This is a genomic window from Microbacterium sp. VKM Ac-2870 (assembly GCF_015350795.1).
In the GTDB taxonomy this organism is placed as follows: Bacteria; Actinomycetota; Actinomycetes; order Actinomycetales; family Microbacteriaceae; genus Microbacterium.
In genome coordinates this window covers 675,254-690,981 of record NZ_JADKSH010000003.1, presented here as the reverse complement: position 1 = coordinate 690,981, position 15,728 = coordinate 675,254, and the positions used below count along the sequence as shown (strand labels likewise).

Annotated in this window: 16 protein-coding genes and 2 tRNA genes; 5 read left to right on the top strand and 13 right to left on the bottom strand. The window is 66.9% G+C overall.

The features are described 5' to 3' along the window. The first annotated feature begins 83 nt into the window (after positions 1-83). Entirely contained in the window at positions 84-1,787 is a 1,704-nt protein-coding gene (pknB, locus tag ITJ43_RS10695) for a Stk1 family PASTA domain-containing Ser/Thr kinase (protein ID WP_194583799.1), read from the top strand. A gap of 63 nt (positions 1,788-1,850) precedes the next feature. Here the strand turns inward: pknB and ITJ43_RS10690 are convergent, their stop codons facing one another. From ITJ43_RS10690 to ITJ43_RS10680, 3 genes are read right to left on the bottom strand one after another with little or no spacing between them, the layout of a single operon-like run. Next, entirely contained in the window at positions 1,851-2,486 is a 636-nt protein-coding gene (locus ITJ43_RS10690; RefSeq protein WP_194583798.1) for an anthranilate synthase component II, read from the bottom strand. Beyond that, complete coding sequence (locus ITJ43_RS10685; RefSeq protein ID WP_194583797.1) at positions 2,479-2,637, bottom strand: hypothetical protein; 159 nt, start codon at positions 2,635-2,637, stop codon at positions 2,479-2,481. The genes ITJ43_RS10690 and ITJ43_RS10685 overlap by 8 nt, the downstream gene beginning before the upstream one ends. Continuing rightward, on the bottom strand, positions 2,637-3,548 hold the full coding sequence (locus ITJ43_RS10680) for a class E sortase (protein WP_323741200.1): 912 nt from the start codon (positions 3,546-3,548) through the stop codon (positions 2,637-2,639). The genes ITJ43_RS10685 and ITJ43_RS10680 overlap by 1 nt, the downstream gene beginning before the upstream one ends. 55 nt (positions 3,549-3,603) lie before the next feature. On the opposite strand from ITJ43_RS10680, the gene ITJ43_RS10675 reads away from it, so the two are divergent. Next, a complete protein-coding gene (locus ITJ43_RS10675) occupies positions 3,604-3,843 on the top strand; it encodes a cell division protein CrgA (protein ID WP_194583796.1) in 240 nt (79 codons plus the stop codon). Positions 3,844-3,961: 118 nt separating this feature from the next. Here the strand turns inward: ITJ43_RS10675 and ITJ43_RS10670 are convergent, their stop codons facing one another. Beyond that, positions 3,962-4,807: a rhomboid family intramembrane serine protease gene (locus tag ITJ43_RS10670; protein ID WP_194583795.1), complete on the bottom strand. Its 846-nt coding sequence runs from the start codon at positions 4,805-4,807 to the stop codon at positions 3,962-3,964. A gap of 22 nt (positions 4,808-4,829) precedes the next feature. Further along, positions 4,830-5,387, bottom strand: a complete 558-nt coding sequence (locus ITJ43_RS10665; protein WP_194583794.1) for a peptidylprolyl isomerase — start codon at positions 5,385-5,387, stop codon at positions 4,830-4,832. Positions 5,388-5,477: 90 nt separating this feature from the next. Between ITJ43_RS10665 and ITJ43_RS10660 the strand changes: the two genes are divergently transcribed. After that, entirely contained in the window at positions 5,478-6,053 is a 576-nt protein-coding gene (locus ITJ43_RS10660) for a DNA helicase (protein ID WP_194583793.1), read from the top strand. Then, positions 6,046-6,537, top strand: a complete 492-nt coding sequence (locus ITJ43_RS10655; protein WP_194583792.1) for an aminoacyl-tRNA deacylase — start codon at positions 6,046-6,048, stop codon at positions 6,535-6,537. Before ITJ43_RS10660 ends, ITJ43_RS10655 begins: the two co-directional genes overlap by 8 nt. A 3-nt stretch (positions 6,538-6,540) precedes the next feature. On the opposite strand, the gene ITJ43_RS10650 is transcribed toward ITJ43_RS10655, so the two are convergent. Continuing rightward, positions 6,541-6,978: an NUDIX hydrolase gene (locus ITJ43_RS10650; protein WP_194583791.1), complete on the bottom strand. Its 438-nt coding sequence runs from the start codon at positions 6,976-6,978 to the stop codon at positions 6,541-6,543. 36 nt (positions 6,979-7,014) lie between these two features. Then, positions 7,015-8,913 carry a dihydroxy-acid dehydratase gene (gene ilvD, locus ITJ43_RS10645; protein ID WP_194583790.1) on the bottom strand — a complete coding sequence of 633 codons (1,899 nt, stop codon included), beginning with the start codon at positions 8,911-8,913 and terminating at the stop codon, positions 7,015-7,017. A gap of 76 nt (positions 8,914-8,989) precedes the next feature. Between ilvD and ITJ43_RS10640 the strand changes: the two genes are divergently transcribed. Further along, positions 8,990-9,823, top strand: coding sequence for a helix-turn-helix transcriptional regulator (locus ITJ43_RS10640; protein ID WP_194583789.1), 834 nt, complete (start codon positions 8,990-8,992; stop codon positions 9,821-9,823). A gap of 10 nt (positions 9,824-9,833) precedes the next feature. On the opposite strand, the gene ITJ43_RS10635 is transcribed toward ITJ43_RS10640, so the two are convergent. From ITJ43_RS10635 to gyrB, 6 genes are all read right to left on the bottom strand, one after another. Continuing rightward, positions 9,834-10,262, bottom strand: coding sequence for a YdeI/OmpD-associated family protein (locus tag ITJ43_RS10635; RefSeq protein ID WP_194583788.1), 429 nt, complete (start codon positions 10,260-10,262; stop codon positions 9,834-9,836). A 43-nt stretch (positions 10,263-10,305) separates the two neighbouring features. Then, positions 10,306-10,378: transfer RNA gene (locus ITJ43_RS10630), tRNA-Ala, on the bottom strand. Positions 10,379-10,388: 10 nt separating this feature from the next. Next, positions 10,389-10,465: transfer RNA gene (locus ITJ43_RS10625), tRNA-Ile, on the bottom strand. A gap of 71 nt (positions 10,466-10,536) precedes the next feature. Then, complete coding sequence (locus ITJ43_RS10620; protein ID WP_194583787.1) at positions 10,537-10,938, bottom strand: DUF3566 domain-containing protein; 402 nt, start codon at positions 10,936-10,938, stop codon at positions 10,537-10,539. Further along, complete coding sequence (gene gyrA / locus ITJ43_RS10615; RefSeq protein WP_194583786.1) at positions 10,935-13,511, bottom strand: DNA gyrase subunit A; 2,577 nt, start codon at positions 13,509-13,511, stop codon at positions 10,935-10,937. The genes ITJ43_RS10620 and gyrA overlap by 4 nt, the downstream gene beginning before the upstream one ends. 54 nt (positions 13,512-13,565) lie before the next feature. Continuing rightward, positions 13,566-15,623, bottom strand: a complete 2,058-nt coding sequence (gene gyrB / locus ITJ43_RS10610) for a DNA topoisomerase (ATP-hydrolyzing) subunit B (protein ID WP_194583785.1) — start codon at positions 15,621-15,623, stop codon at positions 13,566-13,568. Between the last annotated feature and the right edge of the window lie 105 nt (positions 15,624-15,728).

Below are 15,728 nucleotides of genomic sequence, written 5' to 3'. Positions count from 1 at the left end.
GTAGCGACGCTCGGGGACGGGGCTCCAGCGGGCGTTCAGGACGGTTCGATTAGGCTGGCGGTGAGCCAGTTCAGGGGAGAAAAGTGTCTGCAGAGCAGCGTGTGCTGTCCGAGCGGTACCGCGTCGATGAACTCATCGGCCGCGGGGGGATGGCGAGTGTCTACCGCGGACAGGACCTGACCCTCGGCCGTCAGGTCGCGATCAAGATCCTCAAACGCGAGCTCGCCGACGACAACGCCTTCCGCACGCGCTTCCGCCTCGAGGCCCAGTCGGCGTCGCGGATGGCGCACCCGGCCATCGTCCGGGTCTACGACGCCGGAGAAGACACCGAGACCGACGCCGATGGCACGACGCATCAGGTGCCGTACATCGTCATGGAGCTCGTGGAGGGCACCCTCCTGAAAGACCTCGTCGCCGACGGGGGCGTGGCACTGCCCGACGCGATCCGCTACGTCGACGGCATCCTCGAGGCACTCGAGTACTCGCACCGCGCCGGTGTCGTGCACCGAGACATCAAACCCGGCAACGTGATGATCACCGCGGCGGGCCAGATCAAGGTCATGGACTTCGGCATCGCTCGCGCCGTGTCGGACTCGTCGTCGACGGTCGCCGAGACGACAGCCATCATCGGCACGGCCGCCTATCTCTCGCCGGAGCAGGCGAAGGGGGAGCCGGTCGACGCGCGTGCCGACCTGTACTCGGCGGGCATCGTCCTGTACGAGCTGCTCACCGGTCGGCAGCCCTTCCGCGGCGAATCTCCGGTCGCCGTCGCCTACCAGCACGTCAGCGAGACACCGCTGCCACCGTCGGAGCTGGTCGACACCATCCCCCGCTCGGTGGATGCCGTGGCCCTGCGTGCGCTGGCAAAGGATCCGTTCCAGCGCTACCAGGATGCCGCGTCGTTCCGCCAGGCTCTCGATGGGACCCTCGACGGTCATGCTCCGACGAAGAAGCAGGTCGGTGCGCTGGCGAGCGAGCTCTATGGCGCCAACCCGCGCCAAGCCGCGGAGACAGCGCGTTCGCTGCGTCAGCTCACGAGCGACACCACGATGCGGCGCACACAGTCCGGCCCGCCGGCCGCGTGGATCTGGGCTGGCGTGGCGGTGCTCGCGGTGGTGCTCATCTCGGTGCTCATCTGGGTGATGACGAGTCGCCCGGGAAGCACCGTCCCCCAGAACTCCCGCATCGTCGAAGACGTCGTCGACACCTCCTGGGATCGCGCGAGCGAGAAGCTCATCGCACAAGACCTCGAACCTCGTCGGGTCGACCAGAGCAGCGACCAGGTCGTGCAGGGCAATGTGATCCGCACCGATCCGAGCGCGGGTAGCACGGTCGCGGTCGGCCAGGCGATCACCGTCTACGTGTCGACCGGGCAGCAGAAGAGCGCGATGCCGAACCTGGTGGGCATGTCTTCGGTGCAAGCCGAGACGGCATTGAAGGCGGTCGGCCTGCAGCTGGGCGCCGTGACGACCCGCAGCGACCCCGATCTCGCGCAGGGAATCGTGATCTCCGCCGATCAGACGGAGGGGACTCAGGTGCCGGTGGGCACGCGGGTGAACCTGACGGTGGCCAGCGGCAAGGTGGCATTGGTCAACCTCGTCGGCTACACCGTCGATGCCGCCACGCGTGATCTCACCTCCGACGCGTTGAAGCTCACCCCGTCGGTCGTACAAGATCCCTCGTGCCCGGCGAACGCCGGTGCCCCGATCGTCGCGGGCCAATCGCTGCCCCCGGGTGACGTGCCGGTTCACTCCACGGTCGAGTTGCGGGTCTGCTCCGGCAAGTAGCACCCGCTCGCCGGGCGCGTAGCGCCCGCGGTCGTTGAGCGAGCGCAGCGGGTCGACACGCGCTCACCCCCGCAGCGGTCGCAACTCTCCACCTCTCACCCGGGCACCGACGACACCCACGCGCTCGAGCCACGTCCCGAGCAGCAGATACCCGCCCTCGGTGAGCACTGCCTCGGGATGGAACTGCACCCCCCACAGCGGCAGGTGCCGATGCGCGAGTCCCATGACGACCCCGGATGCGGTGCGTGCCGTCACCTGCAATGCCGGCGGGAGCGAATCGGCGACGACCGCCAGTGAGTGATAACGCGTGGCCACGAACGGCGACGGCAGATCGGTGAAGGGAAACGCGCCCTCGTGCAGCACGCGCGAGGTGGTGCCGTGGCGCAGCTCCGGCGCCTCCTCCACGCGCGCACCGTAGGCCATCGCGAGGGCCTGATGGCCGAGGCAGACGCCGAGCAGGGGGATGCCGGCGGCCCCGGCGGCCCGCACGATCTCGATCGAAGCTCCAGCGTCTTCGGGCCGCCCGGGCCCGGGCGAGACGAGAACGCCCGAGTGACCGCCGATCTGCCCGGCCGGGTCGGCGACGGCATCCGCTTCGACCATCGTCGTCTGGGCACCGAGTTCGTGGATGTAGCCCACCAACGTGTGCACGAAGCTGTCGTGGTTGTCCACGACGAGCACCCGGGGGTGCTCAGCCACCGACGGTGGCCTCCTGCGGGTTCAAGAACTGCCCGACCCACGGGAACACGTACCAGAAGAGGCCGTACAGCACGGCAGCGAGCAACACGAGGAGTATCAGCACGCGTACCCAGGCCGGGCCGGGAAGAACGCGCCACAGTGCGGCATACATCAGGCGGTCACTCCCTGGGTCAGTGAGGCGGGCGGTCCGGCCGACGTGGGTGTGAAGCTGTCGAACACCGCGTAGGCGATGATGCGCTCGAGCATGTTGAGCTTCGGCGCGCAGCTGGTGAGCGTGAGGTAGCGTCCATCCGCTGACGCACCGACCTTCTGCGGAACCGGGAGCAGCACCTCGACCTGCGTGTCCTGCACGTACTCCAGGGTGCGGAACCGGTAGGTGTACCAGCCATCGGGCGTCTGAATCACAATCGCGTCACCGATGACGAGCTTGTCGAGCGGGTCGAACGGCGCGCCTGACGTCCAGCGGTGCGCCGCATAGACGGTGTTCCCCACCTCGCCGGGCATGGCCGTATCGGTGTAGTGGCCGATCTCCCCGGCATCGAGGATGTCGTGGCGTCCGGTGCCGGCCGCGACGGTGAACTGCCAGTTGGGACCGAAGCGCGGCACGAACATCACACCGAACTGCTGACCGTAATCCTGTTGCGACATCACCGGCACGACAGGATTCGGCACGGCGCTCGGTGACGGGCCGGGCGTGGCGCTGGGCGACGCGGCGGGAGTCGGCGCCGCGCTGGCCGACTGCAACCAGCTCTGCGAGAGCGCGCTGGCCTCACCGTGCTTCTGCGAGCCGATGATCCAGTCGCCTATCCACATCTGCCACGCCACATAGAGAAGTGCGACGACACCGGCGGTGATGAGGATCTCGCCGAGCACTCCGAGTAGCGACGCACGTCGACGCGGACGGGGTGCCTTCTTCTCCTCGGGCACGGCGGCCGGTTCGTCGGTCGGGAGGGGGGTGGGCCCGGCGGTCTGCTCGTTCGCAGCCTGCCTCAGGGCACGCCGAGATGTCTGCTCGCCGGGGCCAGCGGCCCGCGAGCCATCATCGCCCATACCCTCCGTCACCGTGCGATTCTCGCACAGCATGGCTGAGTGAGCACTGCCAGGTAGAATCTTCGCCATGGCACGTTCAGGCAAAGAAGACGAGCAGCTCGCTGAGTACGGCGAGGGTGAAGCCGCGCCCAACCCGGTGTGGTTCAAGCCCATCATGCTCGGCCTCATGGTGCTGGGCTTGCTGTGGGTGATCGTGTTCTACCTGAGCAATCAGGCCCTTCCCATCCCCGGCATCGCGGGATGGAACCTCGTCATCGGTTTCGGGATCGCCTTCGTCGGCTTCCTGATGACGACCCGCTGGCGCTGATCCGCGCGGGGCGCCGTTCTCACGCCGTCCTCTCCACAGGTGCACTCACCTGTGAATTACACCGGTGTGATTCATCCCCAGCTGTGCATAGATCTGTGGATAACTCTTCGGTGACGCGTCAGGCGTAGATGTACAGCGGTATCGCCAGCAGTGCGAGCAGGCTGACGCCCACCGCGACGAGCAACCAGATCTGCGTGCGCTGCTGACTGATCTTGCGCGTGCGCGCGAAGACCACGCCGATCAGAGCACCCACGAGACCGCCGCCGATATGCGCTTGCCACGCGATGTTCGATCCCGGCAGGAAGGTGATCACCAGGTTGATGCCGAGCAGCACGGCGATCGCCGTGACGTTCGCGCCGAGGTGACGGCCGATGACGAACATCGCGCCCAGCAGGCCCCACACCGCGCCCGACGCGCCCACCACGACGGAGCCGGGGGCGATGAGCGCGGTCAGCACCGAGCCACCCAGCGCGCTCAGCAGGTACAGGGTGAGGAAGCGCCACCGACCGAGCAGCGGTTCGAGACTGCGACCCAGCGCCCAGAGCGCCAGCATGTTGAACGCGATGTGGAAGGGGCTCGCGTGCACCAGCGTCACCGTCAGCAACCGCCAGGGCTGCGTGTAGGCGAGCGGTGCGTAGAAGGCGAGCAGGTTCTGCACGTACAGACCGATGCCCGGCATCAGCCCGATCAGGTAGAACACGCTGGTGACGATGACGAGCGTGTACGTGACGACGGGCTTGCCATCGAGGCCGGCCGCCCGGCGCCGCGGCATCCGCGAGACGTTCGCTGATGCCGCCTTGCGCTGGTCGGCGAGGCACTCCGGGCAGATCACGCCGACCGGCAGCGGCGTCTGGCACTCGGGGCAGATCGTCCGCAGGCACCGCTGGCAGAGCACGAAGCTCTGGCGCTGCGGATGCCGGTAGCAGAAGTTGTCCGGGTTCGCCCGGACGTCGGAATCAGTCACGCCGGGCGGTCTTCAGCTCGGCTCAGGCGGGGACGACGTCGATGGAACTGATGACGACGGGCTCGATCGGACGGTCGCCGGCGGCCGTCGGGACCGCGGCGATGGCGTCGACGACGGCGCGCGAGTCGGCATCGGCGACCTCACCGAAGATGGTGTGCTTGCCGTTGAGCCACGGCGTCGGGTCGGTGGTGATGAAGAACTGCGACCCGTTGGTGCCCTCGGCCTTGCCCGTGATGGCATTGCGGCGCAGGCCTGCGTTCGCCATCGCCAACAGGTACGGAACGCCGAAGGTGAGCTCGGGGTGGATCTCGTCGTCGAAGTTGTAGCCGGGTCCGCCGACACCCTGACCGAGCGGGTCGCCGCCCTGGATCATGAAGTTCGGGATGATGCGGTGGAAGATGACGTCCTTGTAGAGCGGGCCGTCGCCGGGCTTGCCGGTGGCCGGGTGCGTCCAGGTCTGCGAACCGTCGGCGAGACCGGTGAAGTTCTGCACGGTGCGGGGTGCCTGGTCTCCGAAGAGGTTGACCACGATGTCTCCGTGGTTGGTGTGGATGGTCGCGACGGCGCTATGGATCGGCATGCCTAGCATTCTCTCACCTGTCAACCCCTCGCGACGCCCGGAGGGTCTGGCAAGATGGGATGAAACCAGCCGGAACCCAGGGAGGGCACCGTGAGCCTCAGCCGCAAGCGCAAGAAGGAACTCCGCAAGCTCCAGCACCAGGCGAACACGCTGTGGGAGTCGCAGCAGATCCTGCTCGGAGAGGCGGGCCACGTCGCCCGCGAGGCCGGCCGTCAGCTCGGCAACTACAACCGCGAGCAGGTGGTGCCGACGGTCCAGCACACCTACGAGAAGTACGCCGCGCCGTACGTCGAGCAGGGTGTCACGACCTCGAAGAAGGTGTACAACGACAAGGTCGTCCCCGCCGCCGGCGCACTCATCGGCTCGGCCCTTTCGGTCTGGGATGCCGCGAACGAGAAGCGCGGCGACCTCGCTGCCGGTCGCGGATTCGGCTCGCTCGATCTTGCCGCCATCCAGAAGAAGGCGGACAAGTACGGCAAGAAGGCCGCTCGTCAGCTCAGCGTTCACACGGCGCCCGCCAAGAAGGGGATGGGCGCCGGTGGCGTCATCGCCATCCTCCTCGGCATCGCGGCGGCCGCGGGTGTGGTCTACGCCGCCTGGCAGACTCTCCGTGCCGACGACGAGCTGTGGGTGGCGGACGACCCGCTGCGCGCACCGGATGCCTGAACCGCACACGGACCCCCTGGACCGCGTTCGCGCCGCTGCGGCCGAACGCGGTCTCGACATCGAGATCCGCGAGCGACCCGCGGCAGCGAGCCTGGCCGAGGCGGCCGTGTTGCTCGGGCTGCAGCCGACCGACATCGTGAAGACTCTGGTGGTAAAGCGCGCGGATGACTCGTACCTCTTCGCGCTGATCCCGGGCGACCTCGCCATCTCGTGGCCGAAACTGCGGACCGTGGTCGGCGTGAACAAGCTGCGGCTTCCCGAGCCCGAGCTCGCCCTTCGGGCCACCGGCTACGAGCGCGGCACCATCGTTCCCATCGGCAGCACGACCGACTGGCCGGTGTACGCCGACGCATCGATCGTCGGCCGCCGCATCGCCATGGGCGCGGGGGCGCACGGCTACAGCCTCTTCGTCGACGCCGACGACCTCATCGCCGCATATGGGGCGACCGTCGCCGACATCTCGCAGCCGGCCGAACCGCGCTGACGGTTACGCCACCGCGGCGGGACTGATTCCGGCCATCTCGAGGGCAACGTCGACGAGCTTGACCCGCTGGGCGGGAAGTGTCGTCAGACCGAACCAGGCCGCGCGATCGGTCGAGCCGTTCTTCTCGTTACGCAGTTCGCCGCCCACGATCTGAGCGCGGTAGACGATGCGCAGCGTGTGCAGCGGTTCGGTGTCCTCCGCGAAGACGCGCCGGTTGGCCGGTATGACACGGGAGTGGATGCCGAGCAACGCCCCGATTTGCACGCGGAAGCCCGTCTCTTCCCACACCTCGCGGCGCGCGGCATCCACCGGGTCCTCACCGTCCTCGAGACCACCGCCGGGCATGGTCCAGGCGCCGCGATGGCCGTGGTGCCAGTGCGCGAGGAGCAGACGCTCGTTCGCATCGACCACGACGGCGTAGGCCGCAACCCGGAGGTCCATGCCGTGAGCATAGCGGGCGCCGCGCGGGGCTCGAGGTCAGACGCTGAGGGCCCGTAGCTCCCGCTCACGCAGGGCCCGCTCGACCGCTTCGACATCGCGTACCGCACCGCGGTCGGCAGAGGTGGCCATGGCCGCATAGGCGCGGAGGGCGAGCGAGACGGGGCGCTCCCGATCGCGGGGCGCGTAGCCCCCGGCATCCCGCAGTCGGGCCCGCCGGCGGTCGAGCTCGTCGGCGTCGACACGGAGGCTCATCGAGCGCGACGGGATGTCGATGTCGATGATGTCGCCGTCTTCGACGAGGGCGATCACCCCGCCACTCGCCGCTTCGGGCGAGACGTGCCCGATCGAGAGCCCCGATGTTCCACCCGAGAAACGTCCGTCGGTGACGAGGGCGCACTTCTTGCCGAGGCCGCGGCCCTTGAGGAAAGAGGTGGGGTGCAGCATCTCCTGCATGCCCGGTCCGCCCTTCGGGCCCTCATACCGGATGACAACGACGTCGCCCGGCCGCACCTGCGCGCCGAGGATCTTCGCCACTGCGGCTTCCTGCGATTCGCAGACGACAGCCGGTCCGGAGAACACTAGGATCGACGGATCGACACCCGCGGTTTTGACCACCGCGCCGTCGACGGCGAGATTCCCGCGCAGCACCGCAAGTCCGCCATCGGCCGAGTACGCGTGCGCGACGGAACGGATGCACCCGTTCTCGGCATCGGTATCCAGCGCCGCCCAGCGCTCGGACTGCGAGAACGCGCTCGACGAGCGCACGCCACCGGGCGCCGCGAACCAGAGATCTGTCGCCTCGACGCTGGCCTTGCCCCCGCGGACGTCCCACTCGTCGAGCCACTCCGACAGCGATGCCGAGTGGATCGTCGACACCGTCTCATCGAGCAGTCCGGCACGGCGGAGTTCGCCGAGCACCGCCGGGATGCCGCCCGCACGGTGCACGTCTTCCATGTAGTACATGCGGCCATACGCCGGGTTCGGGGCGATCTTCGCCAGGCACGGCACCCGACGTGAGATGGCGTCGATCTCGTCGAGACCGAAGTCGATGCCCGCTTCGTGTGCCGCGGCGAGCAGGTGGAGGATCGTGTTGGTCGACCCGCCCATCGCGATGTCGAGCGCCATCGCGTTGCCGAACGCTTCCAGGCTGGCCACACTGCGGGGCAGAACCGAGTCGTCATCGCCGTCGTAGAAGCGGTGGGTGATTTCGACGGCCACCTCTCCCGCCTTCTCGTACAGAGCACGCCGCGCCGTGTGGGTGGCGAGCACGGATCCATTTCCGGGCAGGGCGAGTCCGAGCGCTTCGACGAGGCAGTTCATCGAGTTGGCGGTGAACATCCCCGAGCACGAGCCGCAGGTGGGGCACGCGTTCTCCTCGATGCGGCGGATGTCCGCGTCGGACACCGCGTCGTTGGCTGCTTCGGAGATGGCGTCGACCAGATCGAGCGTGCGGACGGTGCCGTCGACGAGAGTCGCCCGACCGGCCTCCATCGGACCGCCCGACACGAAGACCGTCGGGATGTTCAGGCGCAACGCTGCCATGAGCATGCCCGGCGTGATCTTGTCGCAGTTGGAGATGCACACGAGCGCATCAGCCTGATGCGCGTTGACCATGTACTCCACCGAGTCGGCGATGAGGTCGCGAGACGGCAGCGAGTACAACATGCCGCCGTGACCCATCGCGATGCCGTCGTCAACGGCGATCGTGTTGAACTCCCGCGGAATGCCTCCGGCAGCGGAGATCGCCTCCGAGACGATGCGCCCGACGGGTTGCAGGTGGGTGTGGCCGGGCACGAACTCCGTGAAGCTGTTGGCCACCGCGATGATCGGCTTGCCGAAGTCGGCGGCGTCGACGCCGGCAGCGCGCAGCAGTGCGCGGGCACCGGCCATGTTGCGGCCGTGCGTGACGGTGCGGGAGCGAAGAGCAGTGGGCATGGTTCCACAATGGATGCCGTGCCGAAGCGGCGGAAGTGGGCGTTACTGCTAGTAGTGGGAGCACTAGGTTTGTGATGTGGAGTCGGACGGGCCGCAGCAGCAACGCAGGGAGCTGGGCTCGTTCCTGCGCGCGCAACGCGCCCGTCTCGACCGGGCGGCGTACGGGCTCGCGCCGGCAGGCCGGGGTGGGACGAGCGGGCTTCGCCGCGAGGAGGTCTCGTACCTCTCGGGCGTGAGCGTCACGTGGTACACCTGGCTCGAGCAGGGTCGCGACATCCATCCGTCCCGCCAGGTGCTCGATGCCGTCGCGACCGCCCTGCGACTCACCGACGCCGAGCACGACTACGTGTTGAGTCTCGTCGGGCTGGCACCGCGGCCCACGGTCCGCGCCGGAGCCGTCGACACGGCACCTGCGCACGTGCAGCGGCTTCTCGATGCACTCGACGAGCACCCGGCCTATGCCCTCGCGCCCGACTGGGGGATCGCGGGGTGGAACCGCGCGTATGAGCGGCTGTACCCCGGCGTGGCCCAGACCGCGCCCGAAGATCGCAACCTGCTGTCGCTCGTCTTCACCGACCCCTCGGTGCGCTCACTCTTGGACGACTGGGACGACACCAGCAGACGGTTTCTCGCGGAGTTTCGGGCCGAGGCCGGTCCGCGGCTGAGTGATCCGCGCTATCGCGACCTGGTCTCGCGGCTCAGCGCCGCAAGCCCCGACTTCCGCGACCGGTGGAACGATCACGGCGTGCGGGGGTTCGAGTCCCGCGACCGTGTCTTCCGGCATCCCTCTCTCGGCCGGCTCGTCTTCGAGCATCACCAGTTACGGCCCTCCGACCAGACCGACGTGCAACTCGTCGTCTATGTCGCGGATGCCGAGACGAGGGCACGCTTCCACGACGCGGCACCCTGAATCGACACCGTTAGCTGAGCTTCGCGACGATCGCGACGATGCGTCGCGCACGGGTCTCGTCGGTCTTGGCGGACACCACATTCGTGACGTGCGCCTTGCGCGCGCTGGGTGCGAGCGCGTCGAACTCCGCGCGCACACCGGCATCCGCGAGGGCGCTCACGAGATCCTCCGGCACCTCGACCGTGCGCGGCGCCGTGTCGAGTTCGAGCGTCACGTCGATCGGATCGCCGCCGGCGAGTCCGGTCGCCGCGCGCTTGTCGGACGAGAACGGGATGAGGTGGCGCCCGCCCATCACCGCGAGTGTGCTGGGGTAACGGAAGCCGTTCACGGTGACGGTGACCGCTGCGCGGCTGCCGCCGCCGAGGGCTTCGACCACCTCGGGCGGAACCACGATGCCGGTGTTGTTGCCCTGCTGAAACAGGGTCGTGGCGAACTGCATGCAGCGAGTATGTCAGCGTGCGATGGCCGAGGGAAGAAAACTGTGGAGCCTAGGAGATTCGAACTCCTGACATCCTGCTTGCAAAGCAGGCGCTCTACCAACTGAGCTAAGGCCCCGGACGGGTGGTGGTGGGGCTACCAGGACTTGAACCTGGGACCTCTTCATTATCAGTGAAGCGCTCTAACCGCCTGAGCTATAGCCCCGTCCGGAGGTCGGCGTTGCCGCCGTCAACCTCCAAGACTTTACCCGACGAGCGGGCAAACAGAAAATCGAGTCAGTTGGACGTGAACCCGACCAGCAGACCGCCGGTGACCTTGACCATGAGGTTGTAGATTCCGGCGATGACCGCACCGAGCACCGTAATCACGATGAGGTTCAAAATCGCGACGATCGACGAGAACGCCATCACCTGAACGAGGTTCACGTAGTCGGTGAGCTTGAAGTTGTCATCGAACGCGGTGAACAGGTCGTTCATCTTGCCGAGCAGACCGGTCGTGCTGAGCACCATGTACACCAGGAAGCTCGCCACCACCGTGACGATCGCCAGGGCGACCGCCGCGAGGAACGACAGCTTCACGGCGGACCAGAAGTCCACGTAGACCAGGCGCAGGCGCACCTGCTTGGAGCTGGTCTTGCTCGAGGACTTCTTGGCGAGCTTGTCGGCTACCGTGCTCATGCGTCAGTGTCACTTCCTTCGGGGCGCGAAGCGGGGGGTTCTTCGGCGTCGGGGGTGTCGGCCGGGTCCTGCTCCTGGCGGAGCGCTCGCTCAGAGTTTCGGGCGATTGCGAGGATGCGATCTTCGTCGTCGGGACGGGCGAAAACCACTCCCATCGTGTCGCGACCCTTCGCAGGCACCTCGGCCACCGCAGAGCGTACCACCTTGCCACTAGCAAGAACCACCAAGACCTCGTCGTCCTCACCCACGATCAGACCGCCCGCGAGAACACCGCGATCCTCGTTCAGCTTGGCCACCTTGATACCCAAACCACCGCGTCCCTGAAGTCGGTACTGGTCGACGGCGGTGCGCTTGGCGTAGCCACCCTCGGTCACCACGAACACGAACGCATCGTCCTTGGCCACGGATGCCGACAGGAGCGTGTCGTCCTCGCGGAACGACATCGCCTTGACACCCTCGGTCGAGCGACCCATCGGACGCAGCGACTCATCGGTGGCGGTGAAGCGCAACGACATACCGTGGCGCGAGATGAGCAGGATGTCGTCGGTCTCGTCGACGAGCAAGGCACTGACGACCTCGTCGCCGTCCTGCTCTTCCTGTCCGCGCAGGCGGATCGCGATGATGCCGCCCTGACGGTTGGTGTCGTATTCGCTGAGGAAGGTCTTCTTCACCTTGCCGTCGCGGGTGGCGAGCACCAGGTACTGTGCCACTTTGTAGTCACGGATGTCGAGGATCTGGGCAATCTCTTCGCCGGGCTGCAGCGCGAGGAGGTTCGCAACGTGCTGACCCTTGGCGTCGCGACCGGCCTCCGGCACCTCGTACGCCTTCGAGCGATAGACGCGACCCTTAGTCGTGAAGAACAGCAGCCAGTGGTGCGTGGTCGTCACGAAGAAGTGCTCGACGACGTCGTCGGCGCGCAGCTGGGCACCCTTGACACCCTTGCCGCCGCGGTGCTGCGAGCGGTAGTTGTCGCTGCGCGTGCGCTTGATGTACCCATCGCGCGTGACGGTGATGACCATCTCCTCTTCGGGGATGAGGTCTTCCATCGACATGTCGCCGTCGAAGCCGTGCAGGATGTTCGTACGGCGCTCGTCACCGAACTTGTCCACGATGCCGGTGAGTTCGTCACTGATGATGGTGCGCTGACGCACGGGCGACACGAGGATGTCGTTGAGGTCGGCGATCTGCGTCTCGAGCTCAGTGGCCTCGTCGATGATCTTCTGGCGCTCGAGGGCCGCGAGGCGGCGCAGCTGCATTCCGAGAATCGCGTCGGCCTGCACGTCGTCGATCTCGAGCAGCGACTTCAGGCCCTCGCGTGCCTCGTCGACCGTCGGCGAACGACGGATCAGCGCGATGACCTCGTCGAGTGCATCGAGTGCCTTCAGGTAGGCGCGGAGGATGTGCATCCGCTCTTCGGCCTTGCGCAACCGGTACGCGGTGCGCCGGACGATGACCTCGACCTGGTGCTCGATCCAGTACGAGATGAAGCCGTCGAGGGCGAGCGTCCGCGGCACGCCATCGACGATCGCCAGCATGTTGGCGCCGAAGTTCTCCTGCAGCTGCGTGTGCTTGTACAGGTTGTTCAGCACGACCTTGGCGACGGCATCCCGCTTGAGGACGATCACGAGGCGCTGACCGGTGCGGTCGCTGGTCTCGTCGCGGATGTCGGCGATGCCCGTGATGCGGCCGTCGCGCGCGAGGTCGCGGATCTTCAGGGCGACGTTGTCGGGGTTGACCTGGTACGGAAGCTCCGTGATCACGAGGCACGTACGGCCCTGGATCTCTTCGACGTTGACGACGGCGCGCATCGTGATCGAGCCGCGGCCGGTGCGCTGGGCCTCGCGGATGCCCTTCGTGCCGAGGATCTGCGCACCCGTCGGGAAGTCCGGTCCGTGGATGCGGCCCATCAGCGCTTCGAGGAGTTCCTCGCGCGAGGCCTCGGGGTTCTCGAGCGCCCACAACGCACCGGCGGCGACCTCGCGCAGGTTGTGTGGCGGGATGTTCGTGGCCATGCCGACCGCGATGCCGACCGAGCCGTTGACGAGAAGGTTCGGGAAGCGCGACGGCAGGACGACGGGTTCCTGGGTCTTGCCGTCGTAGTTGTCCTCGAAATCGACGGTGTCTTCGTCGATGTCGCGGACCATCTCCATGGCGAGCGCGGCCATCTTGGTCTCGGTGTACCGGGGCGCTGCCGCGCCCTGGTTGCCGGGCGAACCGAAGTTGCCCTGGCCATCGGCGAGCGGGTACCGCAGCGACCACGGCTGCACGAGTCGCACGAGAGCGTCGTAGATCGCCGTGTCGCCGTGCGGGTGGTACTGACCCATCACTTCGCCCACGACGCGGGCGCACTTGTTGAAGCTCTTGTCGGGACGGTAGCCGCCGTCGTACATGCCGTAGATCACACGGCGGTGCACGGGCTTGAGCCCGTCGCGCACATCCGGAAGGGCGCGGCCGACGATCACACTCATCGCGTAGTCGAGATAGCTGCGCTGCATCTCGACCTGGAGGTCGACCTGGTCGATGTTGCCGTGGTTGTGGCCGGCGTTCGGGTCGGGGCGTTCTTCGTCAGTCATGATGTTCTCTCGTGTCGTTCAGTCTCGACGTGCGGCGGCCGGAGCAGCGCGCGATCAGATGTCGAGGAAGCGGACGTCTTTGGCGTTGCGCTGGATGAAGCTACGTCGCGACTCGACGTCCTCACCCATCAGCACCGAGAAGATCTCGTCGGCCGCGGCGGCATCGTCGATGGTCACCTGCCGAAGCGTCCGGGTGTTGTGGTCCATCGTGGTCTCCCACAGTTCCTTCGGGTTCATCTCACCGAGACCCTTGTACCGCTGGATCCCCGAGTCCTTCGGCATCCGCTTGCCGTTCGCGAGGCCGTCGGCGAGCAGCGCATCGCGTTCGCGGTCGCTGAACACGTACTCGTGCTCGGCGTTCGACCACTTCAGGCGGAACAGCGGCGGCATGGCGAGGTAGACGAAGCCCGCCTCGATGAGCCCTCGCATGTAGCGGAAGAGGAGCGTCAGCAGCAGCGTCGTGATGTGCTGGCCGTCGACATCGGCATCGGCCATGAGGACGATCTTGTGGTAGCGGGCCTTCTCGACCGAGAAGTCCTCGCCGATGCCGCAGCCGAACGCGGAGATGATCGCCTGGATCTCATTGTTGCCGAGGGCGCGGTCGAGTCGGGCCTTCTCGACGTTGAGAACCTTTCCGCGCAGCGACAGGATCGCCTGCGTCTCAGGATCGCGACCGCGCACGGCCGAGCCGCCGGCCGAGTCGCCCTCCACGAGGAAGATCTCGCTGATCGAGGGGTCCTTGCTCGTGCAGTCCTTGAGCTTGTCGGGCATGGATGCCGACTCGAAGACGCTCTTGCGGCGCGCCGTCTCGCGCGCCTTGCGGGCGGCCAGACGCGCGGTGGCGGCGTCGATCGCCTTCATGATCACGCGCTTGGCCTGGGCCGGGTTGCGATCCAACCAGTCGGTCAACTGATCGCCGACGACCTTCTGCACGAACGCTTTTGCCTCGGTGTTGCCGAGCTTCGTCTTCGTCTGGCCCTCGAACTGCGGCTCCGACAGCTTCACCGAGATCACCGCGGTGAGACCTTCTCGGATGTCCTCACCCGTGAGGTTGTCGTCCTTCTCCTTGAGGAGGCCCTTATCGCGCGCGTACTTGTTGATGTACGTCGTCATCGCCGCGCGGAAGCCCTCTTCGTGAGTGCCGCCCTCGTGCGTGTTGATCGTGTTCGCGAAGGTGAACACGTTCTCGGTGTAGCTCGTGGTCCATTGCATCGCGAGCTCGAGTGAGATGTGGCGGTCGGTGTCTTCGGACTCGACCTCGATGATCTCGTCGTTGACCACTTCTGCCTTGCGGATCTTGTTGAGGTACTCGACGTAGTCGACGAGACCGCGCTCGTAGTGGAAGTCGTCGAAGGGCTGCTTCTCGACAGCCTGGCCGTCTTCCCCGTCGACGACATACGCCGACGCGGCGCGCAGATCACTGAGGGTGATCCGCAGGCCCTTGTTCAGGAAGGCCGTCTGCTGGAAGCGGGTGCGCAGCGTGTCGTAGTCGAAGTCGACCGTCTCGAAGATGGAGTCGTCGGGCCAGAACGTGATCGTCGTCCCGGTCTCGTCTGTCTCCTCATCCATGCTCAGTGGAGCCTGGGGGAAGCCGCCGTCGCGGAAGGACTGACGCCACACGTGACCCTGGCGGCGCACCTCGACATCGAGGCGGGTCGAGAGGGCGTTGACGACGGAAGAGCCCACGCCGTGCAGACCACCGGACACGGCGTAGCCGCCGCCACCGAACTTTCCGCCGGCGTGCAGCACGGTCAGCACGACCTCGACCGTCGACTTGCCCTCGGTCTTGTGCATGTCGACGGGGATGCCGCGGCCGTTGTCGACGACGCGCACGGCCCCATCTTCGAGAATCGTGACGGTGATCGTGTCGCAGTATCCCGCGAGCGCCTCATCGACGGAGTTGTCGACGATCTCGTACACGAGGTGGTGGAGGCCGCGCTCACCGGTGGAGCCGATGTACATACCGGGGCGCTTGCGGACCGCTTCCAGGCCTTCGAGCACCTGGATGTCGTCGGCCCCGTACTCGTTCTCGACCTTCTGTGGCTTTCCCGCCATGTGCGAGGGCTGGGGCGGAAGTTCCTGAGGAACGCTGTCGGGGGTGTCGGACGTCATAGGTTTCGAGCGCTCCTGGATGGTCGATCAGAGACAACTCATTCTACCCCCAGAGTGGCCTCGAAAGTCCGCAAAACGGCCCTGTGGCGCGCTGAAATCGTTCCG

Bases quoted from the DNA above. Each gene is read 5' to 3' on its own strand.
- ITJ43_RS10685 (WP_194583797.1), bottom strand. From the start codon at position 2,637: ATGTATGCCGCACTGTGGCGCGTTCTTCCCGGCCCGGCCTGGGTACGC.
- ITJ43_RS10620 (WP_194583787.1), bottom strand. From the start codon at position 10,938: ATGAGCACGGTAGCCGACAAGCTCGCCAAGAAGTCCTCGAGCAAGACC.
- ITJ43_RS10650 (WP_194583791.1), bottom strand. From the start codon at position 6,978: ATGGACCTCCGGGTTGCGGCCTACGCCGTCGTGGTCGATGCGAACGAG.
- gyrB (WP_194583785.1), bottom strand. From the start codon at position 15,623: ATGACGTCCGACACCCCCGACAGCGTTCCTCAGGAACTTCCGCCCCAG.
- ilvD (WP_194583790.1), bottom strand. From the start codon at position 8,913: ATGCCCACTGCTCTTCGCTCCCGCACCGTCACGCACGGCCGCAACATG.
- ITJ43_RS10675 (WP_194583796.1), top strand. From the start codon at position 3,604: ATGGCACGTTCAGGCAAAGAAGACGAGCAGCTCGCTGAGTACGGCGAG.
- ITJ43_RS10635 (WP_194583788.1), bottom strand. From the start codon at position 10,262: ATGCAGTTCGCCACGACCCTGTTTCAGCAGGGCAACAACACCGGCATC.
- ITJ43_RS10655 (WP_194583792.1), top strand. From the start codon at position 6,046: ATGCCTGAACCGCACACGGACCCCCTGGACCGCGTTCGCGCCGCTGCG.
- gyrA (WP_194583786.1), bottom strand. From the start codon at position 13,511: ATGACTGACGAAGAACGCCCCGACCCGAACGCCGGCCACAACCACGGC.
- ITJ43_RS10665 (WP_194583794.1), bottom strand. From the start codon at position 5,387: ATGCCGATCCATAGCGCCGTCGCGACCATCCACACCAACCACGGAGAC.